18 protein-coding genes and 1 tRNA gene are annotated in these 19548 nt (G+C 68.7%); 12 read left to right on the forward strand and 7 right to left on the reverse strand.

Translation table 11 applies throughout. The features are described 5' to 3' along the window. Positions 1-5: 5 nt before the first annotated feature. From gcvP to parA, 4 genes are all read left to right on the forward strand, one after another. The gene (gcvP, locus tag MWU52_RS16270; RefSeq protein WP_246954104.1) at positions 6-2831 is read left to right on the forward strand and encodes an aminomethyl-transferring glycine dehydrogenase; all 2826 of its coding nucleotides are present in this window, start codon (positions 6-8) and stop codon (positions 2829-2831) included. 35 nt (positions 2832-2866) lie between these two features. After that, entirely contained in the window at positions 2867-3088 is a 222-nt protein-coding gene (locus tag MWU52_RS16275) for a hypothetical protein (RefSeq protein WP_246954105.1), read from the forward strand. A gap of 48 nt (positions 3089-3136) precedes the next feature. After that, positions 3137-3212: transfer RNA gene (locus MWU52_RS16280), tRNA-Ala, on the forward strand. A gap of 135 nt (positions 3213-3347) precedes the next feature. After that, positions 3348-3986, forward strand: coding sequence for a ParA family partition ATPase (gene parA / locus MWU52_RS16285; RefSeq protein WP_246954106.1), 639 nt, complete (start codon positions 3348-3350; stop codon positions 3984-3986). On the opposite strand, the gene MWU52_RS16290 is transcribed toward parA, so the two are convergent. The 3 genes from MWU52_RS16290 to MWU52_RS16300 all read right to left on the reverse strand — a co-directional run bounded on the left by MWU52_RS16290 (position 3983) and on the right by MWU52_RS16300 (position 8473). Continuing rightward, positions 3983-5980 carry a capsular polysaccharide biosynthesis protein gene (locus MWU52_RS16290; RefSeq protein WP_348645528.1) on the reverse strand — a complete coding sequence of 666 codons (1998 nt, stop codon included), beginning with the start codon at positions 5978-5980 and terminating at the stop codon, positions 3983-3985. The two genes, parA and MWU52_RS16290, sit on opposite strands and share 4 nt — an antisense overlap. After that, positions 5970-7106, reverse strand: a complete 1137-nt coding sequence (locus MWU52_RS16295) for a polysaccharide biosynthesis/export family protein (protein WP_246954107.1) — start codon at positions 7104-7106, stop codon at positions 5970-5972. Before MWU52_RS16295 ends, MWU52_RS16290 begins: the two co-directional genes overlap by 11 nt. Before the next feature lie 83 nt (positions 7107-7189). Next, a complete protein-coding gene (locus MWU52_RS16300; protein WP_246954108.1) occupies positions 7190-8473 on the reverse strand; it encodes a capsular biosynthesis protein in 1284 nt (427 codons plus the stop codon). Between the two features lie 134 nt (positions 8474-8607). Between MWU52_RS16300 and MWU52_RS16305 the strand changes: the two genes are divergently transcribed. Together MWU52_RS16305 and MWU52_RS16310 are read left to right on the forward strand one after the other, a co-directional pair. Beyond that, positions 8608-9207, forward strand: coding sequence for a riboflavin synthase (locus MWU52_RS16305; protein WP_246954109.1), 600 nt, complete (start codon positions 8608-8610; stop codon positions 9205-9207). Continuing rightward, the gene (locus MWU52_RS16310) at positions 9204-9437 is read left to right on the forward strand and encodes a hypothetical protein (RefSeq protein ID WP_246954110.1); all 234 of its coding nucleotides are present in this window, start codon (positions 9204-9206) and stop codon (positions 9435-9437) included. Before MWU52_RS16305 ends, MWU52_RS16310 begins: the two co-directional genes overlap by 4 nt. A gap of 193 nt (positions 9438-9630) precedes the next feature. Here MWU52_RS16310 and MWU52_RS16315 read toward each other — a convergent pair whose 3' ends face one another. Beyond that, on the reverse strand, positions 9631-9999 hold the full coding sequence (locus MWU52_RS16315; RefSeq protein WP_246954112.1) for a hypothetical protein: 369 nt from the start codon (positions 9997-9999) through the stop codon (positions 9631-9633). A 184-nt stretch (positions 10000-10183) separates the two neighbouring features. On the opposite strand from MWU52_RS16315, the gene MWU52_RS16320 reads away from it, so the two are divergent. Beyond that, positions 10184-10561: a MarR family transcriptional regulator gene (locus MWU52_RS16320; protein ID WP_246954113.1), complete on the forward strand. Its 378-nt coding sequence runs from the start codon at positions 10184-10186 to the stop codon at positions 10559-10561. 30 nt (positions 10562-10591) lie between these two features. On the opposite strand, the gene MWU52_RS16325 is transcribed toward MWU52_RS16320, so the two are convergent. Continuing rightward, on the reverse strand, positions 10592-11098 hold the full coding sequence (locus tag MWU52_RS16325; protein WP_246954115.1) for a GNAT family N-acetyltransferase: 507 nt from the start codon (positions 11096-11098) through the stop codon (positions 10592-10594). A gap of 56 nt (positions 11099-11154) precedes the next feature. Here MWU52_RS16325 and MWU52_RS16330 point away from each other — a divergent pair, with 56 nt between their 5' ends. From MWU52_RS16330 to nusB, 5 genes are all read left to right on the forward strand, one after another. After that, entirely contained in the window at positions 11155-11712 is a 558-nt protein-coding gene (locus MWU52_RS16330) for a hypothetical protein (protein ID WP_246954117.1), read from the forward strand. Continuing rightward, positions 11709-12476, forward strand: coding sequence for an SDR family oxidoreductase (locus MWU52_RS16335; protein ID WP_246954120.1), 768 nt, complete (start codon positions 11709-11711; stop codon positions 12474-12476). Before MWU52_RS16330 ends, MWU52_RS16335 begins: the two co-directional genes overlap by 4 nt. A 63-nt stretch (positions 12477-12539) precedes the next feature. Continuing rightward, on the forward strand, positions 12540-13661 hold the full coding sequence (gene ribB, locus MWU52_RS16340) for a 3,4-dihydroxy-2-butanone-4-phosphate synthase (protein WP_246954122.1): 1122 nt from the start codon (positions 12540-12542) through the stop codon (positions 13659-13661). 1 nt (position 13662) lies between these two features. After that, entirely contained in the window at positions 13663-14208 is a 546-nt protein-coding gene (locus MWU52_RS16345; RefSeq protein ID WP_246954124.1) for a 6,7-dimethyl-8-ribityllumazine synthase, read from the forward strand. Positions 14209-14239: 31 nt separating this feature from the next. Then, complete coding sequence (gene nusB / locus MWU52_RS16350; protein ID WP_246954126.1) at positions 14240-14722, forward strand: transcription antitermination factor NusB; 483 nt, start codon at positions 14240-14242, stop codon at positions 14720-14722. On the opposite strand, the gene MWU52_RS16355 is transcribed toward nusB, so the two are convergent. After that, on the reverse strand, positions 14719-18078 hold the full coding sequence (locus MWU52_RS16355; RefSeq protein ID WP_246954127.1) for an efflux RND transporter permease subunit: 3360 nt from the start codon (positions 18076-18078) through the stop codon (positions 14719-14721). The two genes, nusB and MWU52_RS16355, sit on opposite strands and share 4 nt — an antisense overlap. Next, positions 18079-19524 carry an HlyD family efflux transporter periplasmic adaptor subunit gene (locus MWU52_RS16360; protein WP_246954128.1) on the reverse strand — a complete coding sequence of 482 codons (1446 nt, stop codon included), beginning with the start codon at positions 19522-19524 and terminating at the stop codon, positions 18079-18081. It abuts the gene before it with no gap. Between the last annotated feature and the right edge of the window lie 24 nt (positions 19525-19548).

Here is a 19548-nt window from a genome sequence, read left to right on the forward strand (position 1 = left end):
ACCCCATGCCCCTGACCGATTACGACACCTACGATTTCGCCCATCGCCGCCATATCGGCCCGTCCCCCGACGAGATGGCCGAAATGCTGAAGGCCGTCGGCGCCGACAGCCTGGACGCGCTGATCGATGAAACGGTGCCGAAATCGATCCGGCAGGCCGATCCGCTGCCCTGGCCGCAGATGACGGAGCACGCGATTCTGACCCGCATGCGCGACTTGGCCGACAAGAACCGCGTGACGGTTTCGATGATCGGGCAGGGTTATTCCGATACGGTGACGCCCCCGGCGATCCAGCGGAACATCCTGGAAAACCCCGCCTGGTATACCGCCTACACCCCCTATCAGCCCGAGATTGCGCAGGGGCGTCTGGAGGCGCTCTTGAACTTCCAGACGATGGTGTCCGACCTGACGGGACTGCCGGTGGCGAATGCGTCGCTTCTGGACGAGGCGACGGCCTGTGCCGAAGGCATGGTCATGGCGCAGCGCGTGGCGAAGTCGAAGGCCAAGGGCTTCTTCGTCGACGAACGCTGCCACGAGCAGAACATCGCCGTCATGCGGACCCGGGCGGAGCCGCTGGGGATCGAGCTGATCGTCGGCGCGGTCGATGACCTCGATCCGGCCTCCGTGTTCGGCGCGATCTTCCAGTATCCGGATACGCATGGCGGCCTGCGCGACCTGACCCCGCAGATGGAGACGCTGCACGGCGCCGGCGCGCTCGGCATCGTGGCGACCGATCTGCTGGCGCTTTGTCTGTTGAAGGAACCGGGCGCGATGGGCGCCGACATCGCTGTCGGCTCGGCGCAGCGCTTCGGCGTGCCGCTGGGCTATGGCGGCCCGCATGCCGCGTTCTTCGCCTGCGCGGATTCCATGAAGCGCCACATGCCCGGGCGCTTGGTCGGTGTGTCCGTCGACGCGCATGGCAACAAGGCCTACCGCCTGTCGCTGCAGACGCGCGAGCAGCATATCCGGCGCGAGAAGGCCACCAGCAACGTCTGCACCGCGCAGGCACTGCTGGCCGTGATGGCCAGCTTCTACGCCGTGTTCCACGGACCGAAGGGCCTGCACCACATCGCCACCCATGTCCACGCCCATGCCGTCGCCCTGCGCGACGCGCTTGCCGGCGCGGGCTTCGACGTGACCGACGGCCCGGTCTTCGACACGCTGACTGTCCGCGTCGGCGCGATGCAGGGCGTGATCTGGAACGCTGCGCGGGCCGAAGGCATCACGCTCGGCCGAACGGGCGACGGCGACTTGCGTATCGCCTGCGACGAGTTGACCGACGGCGATGTCCTGACCCGCATCCTGCGCGCCTTCGGGATCGAGGGGCAGGTGGCCGCCACCCGCATCGACATCCCCGACGCGCTGCGCCGCCGGACGGATTACCTCACCCACCCGATCTTCCACATGAACCGGGCCGAGGCCGAGATGATGCGCTACATGCGTCGCCTCGCCGACCGCGATCTGGCGCTGGACCGTGCGATGATCCCCCTGGGTTCCTGCACGATGAAGCTGAACGCGGCGGTCGAGATGATGCCCGTCACCTTCCCCGAATTCGGACGCATCCATCCCTTCGCCCCGCCCGAGGATGCGACCGGCTACCGCGAGATGATCGACGAACTCAGCCACCGGCTGTGTGTCATCACCGGCTACGACGCGATGTCGATGCAGCCCAATTCCGGCGCGCAGGGCGAATATGCGGGCCTTCTGACCATCGCTGCATATCACCGGGCGAATGGCGACGACCGCCGCATCTGCCTGATCCCCACCTCCGCCCACGGAACCAACCCGGCGAGCGCGCAGATGGCGGGGATGAAGGTGGTCGTGGTGAAGGCGGCCGAGAACGGCGATATCGATCTCGACGACTTTCGGGCCAAGGCCGAGGCGGCGGGCGACGACCTCGCCGCCTGCATGATCACCTATCCCTCCACCCACGGCGTGTTCGAGGACACGGTGCGCGAGGTCTGCGAGATCACGCATGCGCATGGCGGTCAGGTCTATCTCGACGGGGCCAACCTCAACGCCTTGGTGGGATTGGCGAAACCGGGCGAGATCGGCGCGGATGTCAGCCACCTGAACCTGCACAAGACCTTTTGCATTCCGCATGGCGGCGGCGGCCCCGGCATGGGGCCGATCGGCGTCAAGGCGCATCTGGCGCCGTACCTGCCGGGCCATCCCGACCTCGGCACCGACGGCCCGGTCAGTGCCGCGCCCTATGGCAGCGCGTCGATCCTGCCCATCAGCTATGCCTACGTGATGATGATGGGCGGTGCCGGGCTGACGCAGGCGACCAAGGTCGCGATCCTGTCGGCGAACTACATCGCGTCGCGCCTGAAGGGCAGCTACGACGTCCTCTACGGGGGGCGGCGGGGGCGGATCGCGCATGAGTGCATACTCGATACCCGCGCTTTCGCCGAGCATGGCGTGACCGTGGACGACGTGGCCAAACGCCTGATCGACAACGGCTTCCACGCGCCGACTATGTCCTGGCCCGTGTCCGGCACATTGATGGTGGAGCCGACCGAGAGCGAGCCGAAGCCGGAGCTCGACCGATTCATCACCGCCATGCTGGCCATCGCGGAGGAGGTGCGCGACATCGCCAAGGGGCGCATCGACGCGGAGAACAATCCGCTGAAGAACGCGCCGCACACGATGGAGGATCTGGTCCGCGACTGGGACCGACCCTACGGTCGCGAGGCCGCGTGCTTTCCGCCGGGCGCGTTCCGGGTCGACAAATACTGGCCGCCCGTGAACCGCGTCGACAACGTGGCGGGGGACCGGAACCTGATCTGCACGTGCCCGCCGGTGGAGGACTACGCCCAGGCGGCGGAATAGGCGGAACCTCTGCTTCTGCAAGGGGTTGGCTGTGTATGATACGCGCCGTCCTCCTCTCCGCCCTCGCCGCAGGTCCCGCCGTCGCCGAGGACGCATCGGGGGACCTGCCAGCGGCCGGTCTGGTGATCGAGTTGGAGGAGGTCTCGATCGCTATCGGCAAGGTCCGGATCGAGGGGGCGATCGCGCCCGAGGACATGCGGCGACTGCTCGATCTGCTCGAGACATCGGGCGCCCCCGTCGACACGCCCGATGAGTGACCGCGGTCCTTGACGCCGCCCGGCCCCCCGGCCATATGGGGCGCCGTTGGGGTCGTAGCTCAGTTGGTAGAGCGCGTCGTTCGCAATGACGAGGTCAGGGGTTCGATTCCCCTCGGCTCCACCATCAATCCTCTGACCGAACCGTCCGGATGCACCCGCCCCAGGCGAAAGCCGATCGCACGGAACCGGGCGCGGTCGCGTTGACGCCGCGTCCGATTTCGCGCATGCCTCGTGCCGCATCGCAGCATCGGAGCGACCCATGGCCACCGTCATCACCTTCGCCCAGCAAAAGGGCGGTTCGGGCAAGACGACCCTGACCGCGAATATCGCGGTCGAACTGGCCGCACGAGGCCGTGCCGTGGCCTTGCTGGACAGCGATCCGCAGGGCTCGCTCGGTCGTTGGTTCATGACGCGGTTCGAACGCGAAAAGGGGGTGCAGGGCGATCTGACATTCTCGACCTCTTCGGCCTGGGGTATCGGGTACGAGGCGGGCAAGTACCGCGACAGTCATGATTTCGTGCTGATCGACACGCCTCCAAAGATCGACAGCGACCTGCGCCCCGCGCTAAAGGCGTCGGACCTGATCGTGGTGCCGGTCTCGGCCAGCCAGGTCGATCTCTGGGCGACGGAGGGTGTGCTGGAGATGGCCGCGCGGGAGGGCAAGCGGCCGCTGGCCGTGCTGAACCGCGGTCGCGCGGCAACGCGGCTGACCCATGCGATCCGCGCGGCGCTGTCGGGCTTAGATGCGGATGCGGCCGGTTGTGCCATCTCGAACCGCGTGGCCTTCGCTGAGGCGATGGGTGCCGGGCTGGCCGTTCGGGAGTTCGCCGGCGCCAAGCCTGCTGCCGCCGAGATCGCGGCCCTGACGGACGAGATCCTGCAGCGGCTGGACGGCTAACGCCAGAGATGGGCACGGCTGGCCAGCAGACCCTGCGCCTTGGCCAGCAGGCGGTTCGCCGCGCCGCGCCGGGGCAGGGACCCCTCGGCCAGCCGCCGCACCACGACCTCCGGCGGGCAGGGGGCCTGCAGCACCGGGTCGTGATAGCGCGGATAGGCGATCAGCGCGGCATGGACGAGCGCGTCAAGTGATGGGCGTGCCGCCCTGCGCCGCGCGGGCACCCGGCCCAGGTCCCGCGTCAGACCCCAACCCGCATAGAACGGTGCGCCCAGCGTGACCACCGGCGTCCCGCGCAACAGGGCCTCGAACCCCAGCAGCGACGTCATCGTCCAGACGGTATCGGCACGTGCGATCAATGCCAGAGGATCGGCGCGCGCGGCGACCAGGTCGGCTTCGCGGGCGTCGATCGCACCGTCGCGCAGTCCGGCCTCGACATCGGGATGGGGTTTGTAGATCACGAAGGCATCGGGGTTCGCGTCACGGGCCGCGCGCAGCAGGGCGGCGTTGTCGGCCACGTCCGATGTGCCCAGGCGGATCGACGCATCGTCGGCCACCTGCCCGGGGACCAGGACCACCGGGCCGTCGGGCAGGTCGGGCACTGCGCCGCCCAGGTTGTACTTGGTCAGGCCCCCGTCCCGGATCGCCGCACGCAGGTCGCGGGCCCGCTGCAACGCCTCGGGGGGCAGTTCGGCCGCGGCGAGGATCAGATCCTCAAGGTCGGAGCGGCGGGTCGGGTCGTAATAGATGCCCTGCCGGTCGAGGACGAGCGAGAGCGGCGCGACCAGATCCGCGCCCAGACCCCGCGAGCGCAGGAAGCCGTCCTCCAGCCGTGCATCCGCCGGCGGCGTGACCGAGGCGTCATCGGCGCCCCAGCCCAGCCGACGCCGGCCCGCCGCGTCGCGGAACGTCACGTCGTTCGACAGGAATTGCCGCAGCGGTGCCCGCTTCCACAGGCGCATGGTTGGCGCCGACCATCCTTCGCGGTCATCGCGCCAGGCCCGCGCGCGGGCGTCGAGGATGCGGATGATGTCGACCGGGTCACACAGCCTGTCGTCATGCGGGTCGTACCATTTCGGATAGAGGACCATCGCCCCCGCGAAAAGCTGAACGCGGGTCAGCTTGCGTTGGCGACGGTCCAGCGGATTGCGGTCGTCGTCGAGGCCCCAGCCGGAATAGAAGGGCTGGCCGAAGGTGACGGGCCGGTGGCCATGCAGCATCGCCTCGAAGCCGAGCTGGCTGCTGACGGTATAGACGCGCGTGGCCCCGGACAGCAGGTCGACGGGCGGCAGGTTGCGCGTCTCCAGCACCGCGCCATGCACGGCGTTGACCGGGCCGTAATGGCCCGGGCGGTGGCCGGCGGCCGTGTCGGGATGCGTCTTGATGACGATCCGCGCGCCCGGGTTCTCCTCCCGCGCGATCAGCAGCATCTCGCGAAACGTCGTCTCGGAGGCGTTGCCCAAACCTATGGAGGCATCGCCGCGGGTCTGGTCGATCACCAGGACGTATCCGGGGTCGGGGGGCGCGATGTCGGTCCGGGTGGCGGCGTATTTCGTCACGCCGGTCATCGTCATCTCCAGCATCGCGGTCCGTGCGCGCGCGATCAGGTCGCCATCGTCGAATGGATGCGTGGCGAGCAGGACTTCCAGCCGCGACGGCGTGCGGCTGTCGAAATGGGCGGCCCGGTCGTCGATGACCAGGCCAAGCGGCGCCTCGCGGGCGCCACCCCGCGTACGGCCGGGGTGGAGGGAGCGAAGAAACGCGTCCTCGAACCGCAGGATCGGGGCGCCGCGACGGGCGGCGACCGCCTCGGCCCGGGCCGAGGTTCCGGCATGGCCCCAGGCGGCGACGTACTCGCCGGGGCGCGGCAGTCCGGGCCGCAGGTCCATGCCGGCCAGCGACGCGATCCGTCGGATGCGGCGCGAAAGGAACCCGCCCGAGACGTAGCGCGCGGTGATGCGGCCCCCGTCGGGAACCGCAGGTTCGTTACCTGACACCGACCGCCGCGCTGGCTTGGCGGAACTGGCCGAGCGAGCCGAAGACCGCGGCGACCGAGCGGTTCCAGGCCACGATGGGGGCCTCGGTGACATAGACGGTATCGCCGTCCCGGATCACGAAGTCGCGGGCGTTGAACATGCCGTTCACCTCGGTCAGGTCCAGAACATAGACCATGCGCTGGGCCCCCTGCAGGTCGTCGCGGCCCAGCACGGCCTCGGCGATGGGTTCGGGCTCGTTGCGAAAGACGAAGACGCCGGTTGGGTTGGCCATCAGCGGGTTCAGACCACCGACCTGGGCCAGCGCCTCGATCGCCGAGATGACTTCGGTCTCGAACTCCAGCCGGTTCTGCGTGCCCGTCGCGCCGAGGACGGTGAAGGCGCGTGTGTCTTCCTCGATGAAGATCGTGTCGCCATCGCGCAGCGCGATGTCGAGCGACGGGTCGCGGTAGAGATCGGAGAGATATGCCGTCTCGACCCGGTGGCCGCGGGTCACCGTGACCAGCGCGACTTCGGGTTCCACGGCAATGCCGCCGGCCGCCGCGATCATCGCCGTCAGGGTCCGGGTGGGCCGTTCGATGGGATACACGCCCTGCGCCGCGGCACCGCCGACCACGCTGACGGTCGCGCCGTCGCCCGCCAGCCGCCGGACGACGACCTGCGGATCGGGCGTTTGCTCGTCCAGCCGGGTGGTGATGATGCGGCGCAGCGCCTCGGGCGTGTTGCCAGCGGCGCGGATGCGGCCGGCATAGGGGATGAAGATCATGCCCGCGCTGTCGACCTGCACCTCGTCGATGAGGGACGCCGAGGCGCCGGTGTTGGTCAGCAGGCCATCCTCGACATTCTCGTAGATGATCAGGCCCAGCGTGTCGCCCGGCCGGATCGTGTCGGCGCCGATGGGTCCGGCATTGCGGAACGCCGCGCTGAAGCCGAGGGCCGGGGTCACGGCCGTCGTGGCCGTCACGCGGGAATTGACCGCGACGATGAAGGCGTCCCCCTCGTTGAGGACGGAGCCCGCATAGATCTCGCGCTTGTTGGGGCCGGATCGCGGCAGCGTCCCGCAAGACGCCACCAGGGTCACGGCGAGGAGGAGGGCGACCGCCTTCGCGCCCCGGGTTGCCTGTGTCATCACTTGCTCTGCCTTTCCATCTGCCCGTGTCCATCCTGCGGGGGTTTGCCCCCATCCGGGTCACGGGTCGGTTTTGCGATGTCCTAGCCGGACACCAGTTTGAGGTTCTGCCTGGGCGCCGGTCGTCCGGTGGCCAGGCGGTCATAGGGGTCGAGATCGGACAGCATCATGTCGACCACCTGGCGCAGGAGTTGCCGCCGCCCGCGCGCCGAATAGAAGCCGCCCGCCACCTGCGACGTCTCCAGAAGGTAGTGGCGATAGTCCCGATAGGCGCGGCTGTCGGGCCGTTCGGGATCGGCGAAGAAGGACGCGACCGGCTGATCGCTGACGAATTCCGGCTTGGCATAGACCGACCGGCCCAGCGCCTTGACAGGCAATCCGCGCCAGAGCGCCTGCTGCGCGGCGGTGGAGTTGACGGTGATCGCGCTGCGCGCCTCGTTCATCAGATGGGCCAGCTTGCCGCCGCGCAGATAATGCACCCGCCCGTCCAGGCCATACCGTGCGATCAGGCGCCGGATGGCTTCGCGGACCGGGGCGCGCCCATCCTCCAGCGGATGGGTCTTGAGGACCAGATGGTGATGCGTCGGCGCGCCGCGGGCGAAACCGTCGATCACCACCTCCAGGAACTCGGTCATCGAGGCGAAGGGCGAATGGGCCCGGAAGCTGGCGTCGTGTTCCAGTTGCATCAGGCACAGGTGATAGGGAAAGCCGCCATGCGTGATGCGCCAGGTGGCGAGCTTTCGCTGCATGGCCGCGAATGGCATTGTCAGCATGCGCCGGAGGTACAGGCGGAATTCCCGCGCGACGGTGATGTCGCGATGGGACCGGTAGGCGCGGTATTTGCGGCCCTGCGTGAGGACGAGCCAGTGATACAGCATGCCGTAGAAGACGTGGTGCCGCATGTCGCCCCAATGCGCCGGTGCGTCCGGCAGGTCGAGGTCATGCTGCGCAAGCGCATCCTGCATCTCGGCCACGGGCTTGTCCATCAGCCGGGAATTGGCGTTCGACCCGTCGCGTTCGTAGCTGACCCACCAGGGGCGCAGGTATCCCTCCTCGAAGACGTGGATGCGCAGGTTCCGTTCGCGCGCCAGATCGACGGCGGAGGCATGGATCTCGCGCACGTCGCCATAGAGCACGAGGTCGGTGATGCCCTTGCCGTCCAGGATGTCCGCGCAGGTCCGCGGCCATTCCGCGGGCGGACAGGTCACCGGGATATAGCTGTCCCGGTCGCGCCAGAACGCCTCGTCCCCCCGGTTGAAGCCCGCGCGCCAGACCTCGCACCCCGCAGCGCGCAGCAGCACGCCAAGGCGATGGAAGAAGGGCCCGTGGGGCCCTTGCAGGAACAGAAATCGGCGGTCCGAACGCATGTCGACCTCGGGCTTGTCGCGACGTTTATCGGGCGGCGCTTCGTCAGGGGAAAGGCCCCATTGTGTCACTATTGGGGCACTTGCGGCAGATTGCCCACAGGGCTAGGCCGGATTCGACATCTGCGGAGGCCCGAATGTTCACAGGCATCGTCACCGATATGGGCACCGTCCGCGCATTGGACCGCAGGGGCGACCTGCGCGCGCGGATCGGAACGGCCTATGATACGGACGGCATCGACCTGGGCGCGTCGATCGCCTGCGACGGCTGCTGCCTGACGGTGGTGGACCGCGGGACGGATGCCAATGGGGGCTGGTTCGACGTCGATGTCAGCGCCGAGAGCCTCGCGCGCACGGCGCTGGGGGCCTGGACGGAAGGCCGCCGCGTCAACCTGGAGCGGAGCCTGCGGGTGGGCGACGAGTTGGGGGGCCATATCGTATCGGGCCATGTCGATGGCGTCGCGACCATCGTGTCGATCACGCCCGAGGGCGACTCCATGCGCTTCCGGTTCGAAGCCCCCCCGGCGCTTGCCCGCTTCATCGCGCCGAAGGGATCGGTGGCTCTGAACGGCACCTCGCTGACCGTGAACGAGGTCGACGGCGCCATCTTCGGGGTCAACATGATCCCGCACACGCAGGCGGTCACGACCTGGGGCACCGCGGCCCCCGGCAACGCGGTGAACCTGGAGATCGACACGCTGGCCCGCTATGTCGCGCGGCTGGCGGAGGCATCGTGAAGCCGCTGGTCCTCGCCTCGCTGGAGGATCGGTTCGGAGACCGCTGCGTCGACATCCTGCGCGGCGGGGCCGCGTTCGGATGGGTCGAATGTCGCCGCGACCCCGAGGATGCGCATGGCTGGCGGCACCTGCATCCGCCGCGCCTGGGCTTCGCGACCGAGGATGCCGCACGCGATGACGCCACGCGGACGGTCGGCTGGCTGGTCAGGGACGGGGCATCGCATATGTGATCTGGGTGCAGGGTTCACCGCAGAAGACCGTCCCTTCGCGCGCGGCCAAGCCGATCCCCGCCCGTTCCATCAGCTGAGACGAGCCCAAAAGGCAAATGCCGCGGCTGCGCGGGATGGCTGGTCTCTCGTACCGGCCCCAAGACAGGATCCAGAAGCGCGCTCGGAAATAGCCGGGGCCCCGCTTCCAAGAGGATCACGTCCATCGTCGGACCGCGGCGTGCGAGTCGGTTGGTCCGGTATTGAACGCGATGCGTGCGTTCGGCGCGTGTTGGTGGACGACGTTGATCAGATTCTCGAAGATCAGGAAATGATCGTCGTCCTTGCGGACACCTGCCCCGATCAGGATCACGTCATAGGCGCTCTCCTTCAGGTTCTCGGTCAGCTGATCCGTCGCCGTGTCGCCATCGAAGATGAACCCGATCGACGCCTCGTACCCCTCTTCGTTCAGCCGCCTTTCGTCCGCCCGCAGCGCGCTTTCCAATTTCTCGGAGGTCAGACCCGGATATTTCGCGTAATCCACGACTGTCGGATGCCAGCCGATCATCAGCACCTTCTTCGCCATCTCGTCCTCTCCCGCAAAGACGCGCGACACCCTGCGCCGCGAGATCGCCGCGTGTTGTTTCCTGATACCGCGCATCGTATGGTGATTTACAAGTAAACTATATTGCGGTTATGTTTACATGGCAACAAAAATGAGGGCCCCGCCTCGATCCATCGGCAGGCTTTTGAACTTCACGACGGGTCGGATGAACGCGCTCTGCGCGCAACTCCTTGACCCACATGACTTGTCGCTGCCGCAATGGGCGATCCTGTCGTGCCTGTGGCGCGACGGCGCGCTCACCGTCAGTGCACTTTCCGACCTTGTCGGAACAGGATTGCCCGCAACGTCGCGCATACTTGACCGTATGGAAGACCGTGGTCTGCTGGTTCGGCAGAGACATCAAGCAGACGGCCGCGCCACGCTCGTTACACTGACGGACAAGGGGCGCGGACTGGATCACCTTTCTGACTTTCATGAGAGGATAAACGAGGCATTGTTCGCCGGCTTTTCGAAGGATGATCGGGAAAGGGCCTTCGATCTGCTTCGCCGGATGCAATCCAACGCCGAGCACGCCATTACCTGACTGTCGCCTTGGGGACCGTCGGTGGGCTGATCAGGGACGGGACGCCGCGTAGGTGATCTCCATGCAGGGTTCGCCGCGGAAGACGGTGTCCTCTCGTACGATCAGATTCATGCCCGCGCGTTCCATCAGCCGGGTCGAGGCGACATTCTCCGCATCCGCGATCCCGATGATCCGGCGGGCGTCCGTTTCGGCCCAGACAAGCGCCATCACCTCGCAAAGCGCGATCAGCCCCAAACCCTTGCCCTGCGCGGTCGTGGCGAGCGTGATGCCGAATTCCACGTCGTCGCCGCGCGGGCAGAGACCGATATCGCCGATCAAACGGTCCTCTTGCGCGATGCCGATTTGGCTCCATTCGCCGTCCTCAAACAGCGGCGCGGTGGCGACGGCCGCGAGGAAGGTGCGGGCCCTGTCGTCATCCATCACCTCCCATGATTGATAGCGCCCGAGTTCCGGCTCGGTGCGATAGGCCTGGAACGCGGACAGGTCGTCCGGCGACAGACGCCGAAGGGTGAGGCGGGGATGGCGGCGAAGGATCATGGTTGTGTCTGTCCCCGTCCCGTGGCTGGATCAACCCCATCCCGCAGGAGCGTCCCATGACCCATAGCCCCGGCATCGGCCACAACTCGCGACAGGATTTCCACGGCTATTCCAGCCGCCTGCATCAATGGCGGAAGGCGCGGGCCGATCTGATTCCCAAGACGATGCCCGTCGAGGTGGTCCGCATGCGCGTTCGGCGGGCATCGGCGCTGGGCCTCGACTATCGCACCTATGCCGGCGTGCGGGCGGCGACGGGGCGGGACATCGTGGCGCTGTTGTTCTCGTCCAACGCGCTGGGCATGATCCGGCGGGCCGAGATGGACGCGGCCCGTGCGGCCAAGCTGGCGGAGGTCGTCGCCGAACGCGGCGTGCTGGTGCATCTTCCGCTGGCGCCCGACGCCCTGCCGCCGCTGGACTGGGCCGCCGAGGCCCCGCCTTTCACCGACAGTTGGGCCGCCATGCGTGACCGGTTGCGCGATACGTTGGCCGCACGGAACCTGCCGCCGGAAGGTGTGCTGCTGATCGGCGAGACCTCGTACGAGGCGAGTTGGTGCGCCGCTGCCCGTGCCGCCGGGTACCTGACCGGCGCGCGCTATTTCGGTACGCCTGCATGACGCTGGCGCTGATCACGGGCGCGTCGGGCGGTATCGGCCGGGCCCTGGCCGAGTACCACGCGTCGAAGGGGGGCGACCTGATCGTGACGGCACGCCGCCTGCCCGAGCTGGAGGCGTTGCAAGCGGAGTTGGAGGGCGCGCATGGCGTCGCCGTCACCCCCGTCGCCTGCGACCTGGGCACGCCCGAGGGGCTGGCCACGCTGCTGGCGGCGACCGAAGGCCGCGAGATCGGCATCCTGATCAACAACGCGGGCTTCGGCGGGCGGGGCGAATTCATATCCCGCGACCTGACCGAGGACCTTGCCATGGTCGATCTGAACGTCGTAGCCCCGATGACGCTGTGCCACGCCATCGCGCCCGGCATGGTCGCGCGGGGCGGCGGGCGGATCCTGAACGTCGGGTCCACCGCCGGCATGATGCCGGGGCCTTTGCAGGCGACCTATTTCGCCACCAAGGCTTTCATGCAGAGCTTCAGCCTGGCCTTGGACGACGAATTGCGCGCCAAGGGCGTCACCGTGACGGTGCTGGCGCCGGGCTATGTCGCGACGGATTTCGCCGACCGCGCCGATCTGGACGGTACGCCGCTGACGAAGGGTGCGGGGCGGACGCCGGACACGGTCGCGAAGGTCGGGTACGATGCGATGATGGCCGGCAAGCTGCACGTGGTGAACGAGCCGATGCTGTCGCTGGCGACGAACTGGGTGATCCCGTTCCTGCCGCGCCGAATGGTCATGAAGATGATCCGTCGGATGCAGACGAAGTGAGGCGCGCGCCACTGGCATGACCGGGCCCGGGGCGCTAGACGGGGGCGCAAAGCGAGGTGCGACATGGCAGACCCCATCCCCTTCGAGACGCCCGGTCCGGTGGAACGTGAGAATGCCGAGGTGATCTCGCGCATCGAGGACATCATCGAGGATGCCCGCAACGGCAGGATGTTCATCCTGGTCGATCACGAGGATCGGGAGAACGAGGGCGACCTGGTCATTCCCGCGCAGATGGCCACGCCGGACGCGATCAACTTCATGGCGACGCATGGGCGCGGCCTGATCTGCCTGACGCTGCCGGGCGAACGGATCGACGCGCTGGGCCTGCCGCTGATGGCGTCGCAGAACTCCAGCCGTCACGAGACCGCGTTCACCGTGTCGATCGAGGCGCGCGAAGGGGTCAGCACCGGCATCAGCGCGCATGACCGCGCCCGCACCGTCAGCGTGGCCATCGACGCGTCCCGCGGCGCGGCCGACATCGCCACGCCGGGGCATGTCTTTCCGCTGCGCGCGCGAGACGGCGGCGTCCTCGTGCGCGCCGGACATACCGAGGCCGCGACCGACATCGCGCGACTGGCCGGGCTGAACCCCTCGGGCGTGATCTGCGAGATCATGAAGGAGGACGGGTCGATGGCGCGCCTGCCCGACCTGATCGCCTTCGCGCAGCGGCACGGGTTGAAGATCGGCACGATCAGCGACCTCATCTCCTACCGCCGCCGGCATGACAACCTGGTGAACCAGACCACGTCGCAGCCGGTAACGTCGAAGGTCGGGGGCGACTGGCTGATGCGGGTCTTCACCGACGAGACGATGGGGGCCGAGCATATCGCGCTGACCAAGGGCGACCTGACGGCGCCGGGCCCGGTGCTGGTGCGGATGCATGCGATGAACCCGCTGGAGGATGCGCTCGGTATCGGCGAAAGCGATCTGGCGGGCGCGATGGGCGTGATCGCGTCGGAGGGGCGGGGCGTGGTCGTCCTGTTGCGCGACACCGAGATGAAGCTCGATCCCGGCGGCGTCTCGCCGCAGAAGTTGCGGCAATACGGGCTGGGGGCGCAGATCCTGGCGGCGCTGGGGATCCACGAGATGGAACTTGTCACCAATTCCGGCACGCCGCGGATCGTCGGGTTGGAGGCATACGGCCTGTCGATCACGGGCACGCGGCCCATTCCGAAGGGGGCCTGACATGGCCGGACATTCCGACAATGTGCTTCCGCTGCCGTCATTCGACGGCGACGCACCCCGCGTGCTGATCGTGATCGCACCCTATTACGGCGCGATCTCGGCGGCGCAGCTGGCCTCGGCGCGCAGCGTGCTGGAACGCGCGGGTGCCGAGCACGAGACGGTGGAAATGCCCGGTTCCCTGGAAATTCCCACGGCCATCGGCATCGCGCATCGGCAGGCGGAGTTCGACGGCTACGTGGCGCTCGGATGCGTGATCCGGGGGCGGACCTCGCATTACGACGTCGTGGTGGGCGAAAGCGCGCGGGCCCTCGCGACGCTGGGCCTGGCCGGGGCGTGCATCGGCAACGGCATCATCACGGTCGAGAACATGGAGCAGGCCGAGGAACGCGCGGATGCCGACCGCCTGGACACGGCGGGCGGGGCCGCGGCGGCGACGCTGCACCTGATCGCGCTGGGGCGGTCGATGCGGAAGGCCGAGTCCGGCGTCGGGTTCAAGCCCGGCAGCTTTCGGCACGATGCCGCACGGAAAGGTCCGACGGTCGCTTGACCGCAACCGGCGGCCCCCCTAGGTCGCGCCCATGGCCGAGATGACCCAGGACGAGAAACGCCTTCTGAAGCGCCGGATGAAGTCCGCCGCGCGGCTCTATGCCGTTCAGGCACTGTTCCAGATGGAGGCGGTGGGCCAGACCGTCGACAAGGTGCGCGTCGAGTTCGAGGATCACCGGTTCGGCATGGTGACCGAGGAGGGCGAGTTCTCCGAAGGCGATATCGACGTGTTCCGCGCGCTGCTGGAGGCGGCGGTGGACAACCAGGTGCAGATCGACCGGATGACCGACCGCGCCCTGGTCGCGAAATGGCCCTTGGGCCGGATCGACCCGACCTTGCGGGCGCTGTTTCGCGCGGCGGGCGGCGAGTTGATCGCGGCCCGGACACCACCCAAGGTCGTCATCAATGAATTCGTCGAGGTGGCGCGCGCGTTCTTCCCCGACGGCAAGGAAGCCGGCTTCGTGAACGGCGTGCTGGATCATATGGCGCGCGAGGCCCGGCCCGGCGCGCTCTAGGTCGCGCGGCGGCGTCCGATCGCGATTCCGCTTGCGATCCACACCGCCAGCAGCAACACCGCCGTCCCACCCAGGAACACCGCGAGACTGGCCGCCATGCCGTCGACCGGCAGCCGCAGGCCCGGCCAGGGCGCCCCGGTGGCGAGCGCCCAGCCCACCGTCGCAAATCCCCAGACGACGACGCTCGTTCCGGCGATCAGACCGGCCAAGCCCACGCCCCGCCCGCGCGGGCGCAGCGGCAGGCGGGCCATGCGGCGGAACGCGGTGGCGATCCGTGACAGGTCGTGCCCCATGGCCAGGACCGCGGGCACCAGGATCAGCACCAGCAGCATCCCGAAGCCCAGACCGTAGCTGAGCGTGATGACCGTAGGGCGCAGGAACTGCGCATCCGTCGACGTTTCGTAGAGGAGGGGGGTCAGGCCCAACACCGTGGTCAGCGTCGTCAGCAGGATTGGCCGCAGCCGGTCGCAGACCGCGTCGACGATTGCGGGCATCAAGGCGCGGTCCTCGCCGTATTCGTCGACCGTCGTCACCAGCACGATGGAATCGTTGATGATGATCCCCGTCATCCCGATCAGGCCCACGACCGAGAACATCGACAGGGGAACGTCCCACCACCAATGCCCCCAAACCGCGCCGATCAGACCGAAGGGGATCACCGCCATGATCACCCCCGGCCGCGTCCAGGAGGAGAAGATCCAAGCCAGCACCAGGTAGATGCCCAGCAGGCAGGCCAGGAAGCCGAGCGTCGCGTCGGTCAGGAACGCGCGCTCCTGCTCGGCCAGGCCACCCAGCCTGTAGCCGACCTGATGGATGGCGGCGATCTCGGGCAGGATCCGGTCCGAGACCTCCGCGCGGATCTCGTTGGCGCGGGCGGCATCGTCCTGCGCGATGTCGCCCGTGACCGAGACGATCTGGACGCCGTTCTGCCGGGCGATCGTGGCGAAGCCGGATTGCAGCTGGACCGTCACGATATCTGACAGCGCGACGGTGCCGCCGCCGGGGGCCGACAGGCGCAGCGTGTCCAGGAAGTCCGCGCGGACCTCGCCGCGCGGCAGCTCCACCCGGATCGCACCGGTGCGGGGCCCTGCGGGGAAGGTCGCCGCCTCGATCCCGTTCAGTCGGTCGCGCAGCGTCCGGCCCAGCGATCCGACGTCGAAGCCCAGCGCCTCGCCCTGCGGGGTCAGGTTCAGGATCAGCTCGTCCTTGTCGTAGGGCAGGCTGTCCTCGACGCCCGACACTTCGGGGATGGGGATTACGGCCGCCTTCAGCGCCCCGGCCGCCGCCTTCAGGGTCGCCGCGTCGTTGCCGAAGAACTCCACCGCCAGGGCGTCGCCTCCGGGGCCCGAACGCCATCCGCGAAAGCTGATTTCCTCGGTCAGGGGAAGCTGGGTCACGCTGTCCTGCAACGCCGCCACGAATTCGAAACTGGAATAGGGCCGCAGGTCGGCGTCGATCAACTCGATCGAGATGGCACCCAGCTGGTCGGCGTCCTTGTCATCGGCCGAGGGCAGGGGACGTCCGGTATTGCCGCCGATCTCGGCCAGCACATAGGCCAACGGATTGGTCCCGTACTCGTCCTCGTAGCTCACGCCCAGCGCCTCGGTGGCGCGCTGCAACTCGCGCATCTGCGCCAGGGCATCCGCCCGGGTGGCACCGTCGGCCATGGCGAAATTGCCGGTGACCGACCCGCGTTCGGGCGCGTTGAAGAACCGCCACTGCACGTCCCCCCGCATCACCAGCGCGACCTGTGATGCCAGAAGGACGAATGCGACGCCGAGGATCGGATAGCGCAGCCGCAACGCCAGGCCGATGGCTGGCCGGAACAGACGTTCGCGCACGAGGCGCAGGCCGGCATTCACCTGCCGCGATGGCCAGTCGTACCAATGCGCGCGCGCTGTGTGGCGCAGTGCGCCGGCCATGTGATGCGGCAGGATCAGGAAGCACTCGACCAGTGAGGCCATCAGCACGACGATAACGGTGAACGGGATGTCGATGATCAGGTCGCCGAACCGCCCGCCGATCGTAACCAGGCCGAAGAACGCGATCACCGTGGTCAGCGTCGCCGAGAAGACGGGCGTGAACATGCGGCGCGCGGCGTTCTCGGCGGCCACGGCGGGTGCCTCGCCCAGGCGGCGGGCGCGGAAATCCGCGTGCTCGCCCACGACGATGGCGTCGTCGACCACGATCCCCAACGTGATGATCAACGCAAAGAGCGAGACCATGTTTATCGTGATGCCTGCCACCCACATCAACGCGATGGCCGAGAAGAGGGCGACCGGAATGCCCGCCGCCACCCAGAAGGCCGTGCGCGCGTTCAGAAACAGAAACAACAGGATCAGGACCAGCCCAAGGCCCAGCGCCGCGTTGTCCAGCAACGTCGCGATCCGCCCGGTGATGGCCTCGGTTCGGGTTCGGATCAGCTCGATCGACGTGCCCTCGGGGGCGTCGGCGATGATTTCGGCGGCCACCGCCTCGACGGTGCGTTGCAGGCCGATCGCATCGCCCTCGGCCGAGCGGTCCACGCGCAGGCTGATCGCGGGGTCGTCGCCCACGAAATAGGCCCGCTCCCGGTCCACTCCCTCGGCGGTGACGCGCGCGATGTCCCCCACGGTGAGCGCGGCGCCGCTGGCATCGCGCCGCAGGACGATCGCCTCGATCTCGGCGATGTCGCGGCGGGCCTCGCCGGTGCGCACGCGGGCATTCGCGCCGGTGACGTCCCCGGCCGGATCGGCCTGCGCCTGCTGCGCAAGGGCGGCCGCGACCTCGGCCATCGTCAGCTCATGCCGCAGCAAGCTCGCGGTCGGGATCTCGACGACCACCTCGGGCGCGGCCACGCCGCGGATCGTGGTGCGGGTGACGCCGGCGGCGAACAGCCGGGCGACGAACTCGTCGGTGATCCGCGCCAGCTGATCCACGCCCAGCGGGCCGGTCACGATCACGTCCGTCACGCGGTCGCGCCAGCGGCCCTGGCGGATTTCGGGCTCTTCGATGCCGTCGGGCAATCCCGTCACGCCGTCAACGGCGGCCTGCACGTCGTCCTTGGCGGCCGCGACGTCGATCCCCGGTTCGAACTCCAGCGTGATCGTGGCGCGCCCCTCGCGCGATGTGGCGGAGGTCTCGGTCACGCCATCCACCGTCAACAGTGCCGGCTCCAGAAGCTGCACGATCCCGCGATCCACGTCCTCGGCCCCGGCGCCGTCCCATGCGACGGTGACGGCGATGTCCTCGACGATGATGTCGGGCAGGAACTGCGCGCGCATGTTGGGCAGGCTCAGCAGCCCCGCGGCCAGCATCGCCAGCAGCAGCAGGTTGGCGGCCGTCCGGTGGCGGGTGAAGTAGCCCAGGATGCCCATTCAGCCGCCCATCCGGGATTCCAGGCGTTCGACCATCGCGGCCGGGACCTCCTCGGCCTCCAGCTGCGTCAGCATCCGGCTCCGTACCTCGGCGGGGATGCGGGTGTTGCTCTCGACGAAGGCGACAATCCGTGCGCGCCGTTCCGGGTCGAGCGCGACGAGGGCCGGCGCCGGCGCCGCGCCCGCCCTCAGCGGTCGCACACGGATGCCCGCGCCCAGCGCGGCGGTGCGTTCGGTCACGACCTCCGACCCGGCGATGTCGCCTACAACCAGAACGTCGTCCCCCTGACGGCGCAGCAGCACGACCGGTGCCTCGCGCAGGCGGTCTTCCGCGTCGAGAACGAGGACGCTGCCTTGCGCCGACAGGGCCGTCGCCGGCAGGCGCATGGCGGCGGCGATCGCGGGTTCCTCGACCTCGACGCGAACGAAGTCGCCGGGTCGGAAGCCACGCGGATCGTCGAGCATGGCGAAGACCAGCCGCCCGGTCTGGCCGTCCCCGACCTGCGCGGCCTCGCGCGTGATCGTCCCGCGCGCGGCGATGGCCAGGCCGTCCACATCGAGGATTGCGCGCACCGGGGCGCCGATCAGCCCATCGCTTTCGTCCAGCAGGCGCGCGTGCTGGGCCGCCGACAGACGGAAGGCCACCTCCAGCGCGGACGGATCGATCAGGGTCGCGATACGTTCGTTCGCCGCCAGGATGCCGCCCCGCAGAACGGACACGTCGGTCAGCTGGCCGGCAAAGCCTGCCGTCAGCGTTCGGTCATCAAGGTCGCGCCGGGCATTGTCGACCGCGATGCGCGCCCGGTCGATGGCCAGCCGCGCGGCATCGACGCGGGTTTCAGCCTGGGCGACGGCGCCGCGCCGCGACAGGATCGTCTGTTCCGCCGTTGACAGGGCCAGGGCCGCGCCCTCGATCGCGGCGGCGGCGCCGACGCCCCGTTCGGACAGGTCCCTCTGGCGCTGCAGGGCCTGTTCCTGCAGATCGCGCTGCGCCTCGGCCCCCGACAACTCCGCACGCGACAGCTCCAGTCCGCGTTCCGCGTCGCGCAGTTCCGCCTCGGCGCCGGCCAGATCGGTGCGCGCGACCGCCAGCGCCGCCTCCGCCCCCGCGGGGTCCAGCCGCAGCAGGGTCTGTCCCGCCTCGACGCGGCCGCCTTCCTCGAACCCGGGTGCGAGGTCGACGATCCGTCCGCCCACCGGCACGCGAAGCTCCAGCACGCGGCGCGCGCGGATCTCGCCGAAGGCGGTCATGACCGGCGTGACCGTCGCGGGCGTGGCCGTCACCACGTTGGCCGCCAGCACGCGTTCGCGGACCGGGCCGCCGCCGCCGGAGTCTGCCTGGCGGTCGCGAAGGGCCGACAGGACGATCTGCCCGGCCCAGACCAGCAGACCCGCCGTCAGGGCGGCGAGGAACAATCCGACCAGGCTTCGGGAAAGAAAACGCATCCGGGCTCCGACGACAGCGACATG

It is taken from the genome of Jannaschia sp. S6380, assembly GCF_023015695.1.
Taxonomy (GTDB): domain Bacteria; phylum Pseudomonadota; class Alphaproteobacteria; order Rhodobacterales; family Rhodobacteraceae; genus Jannaschia.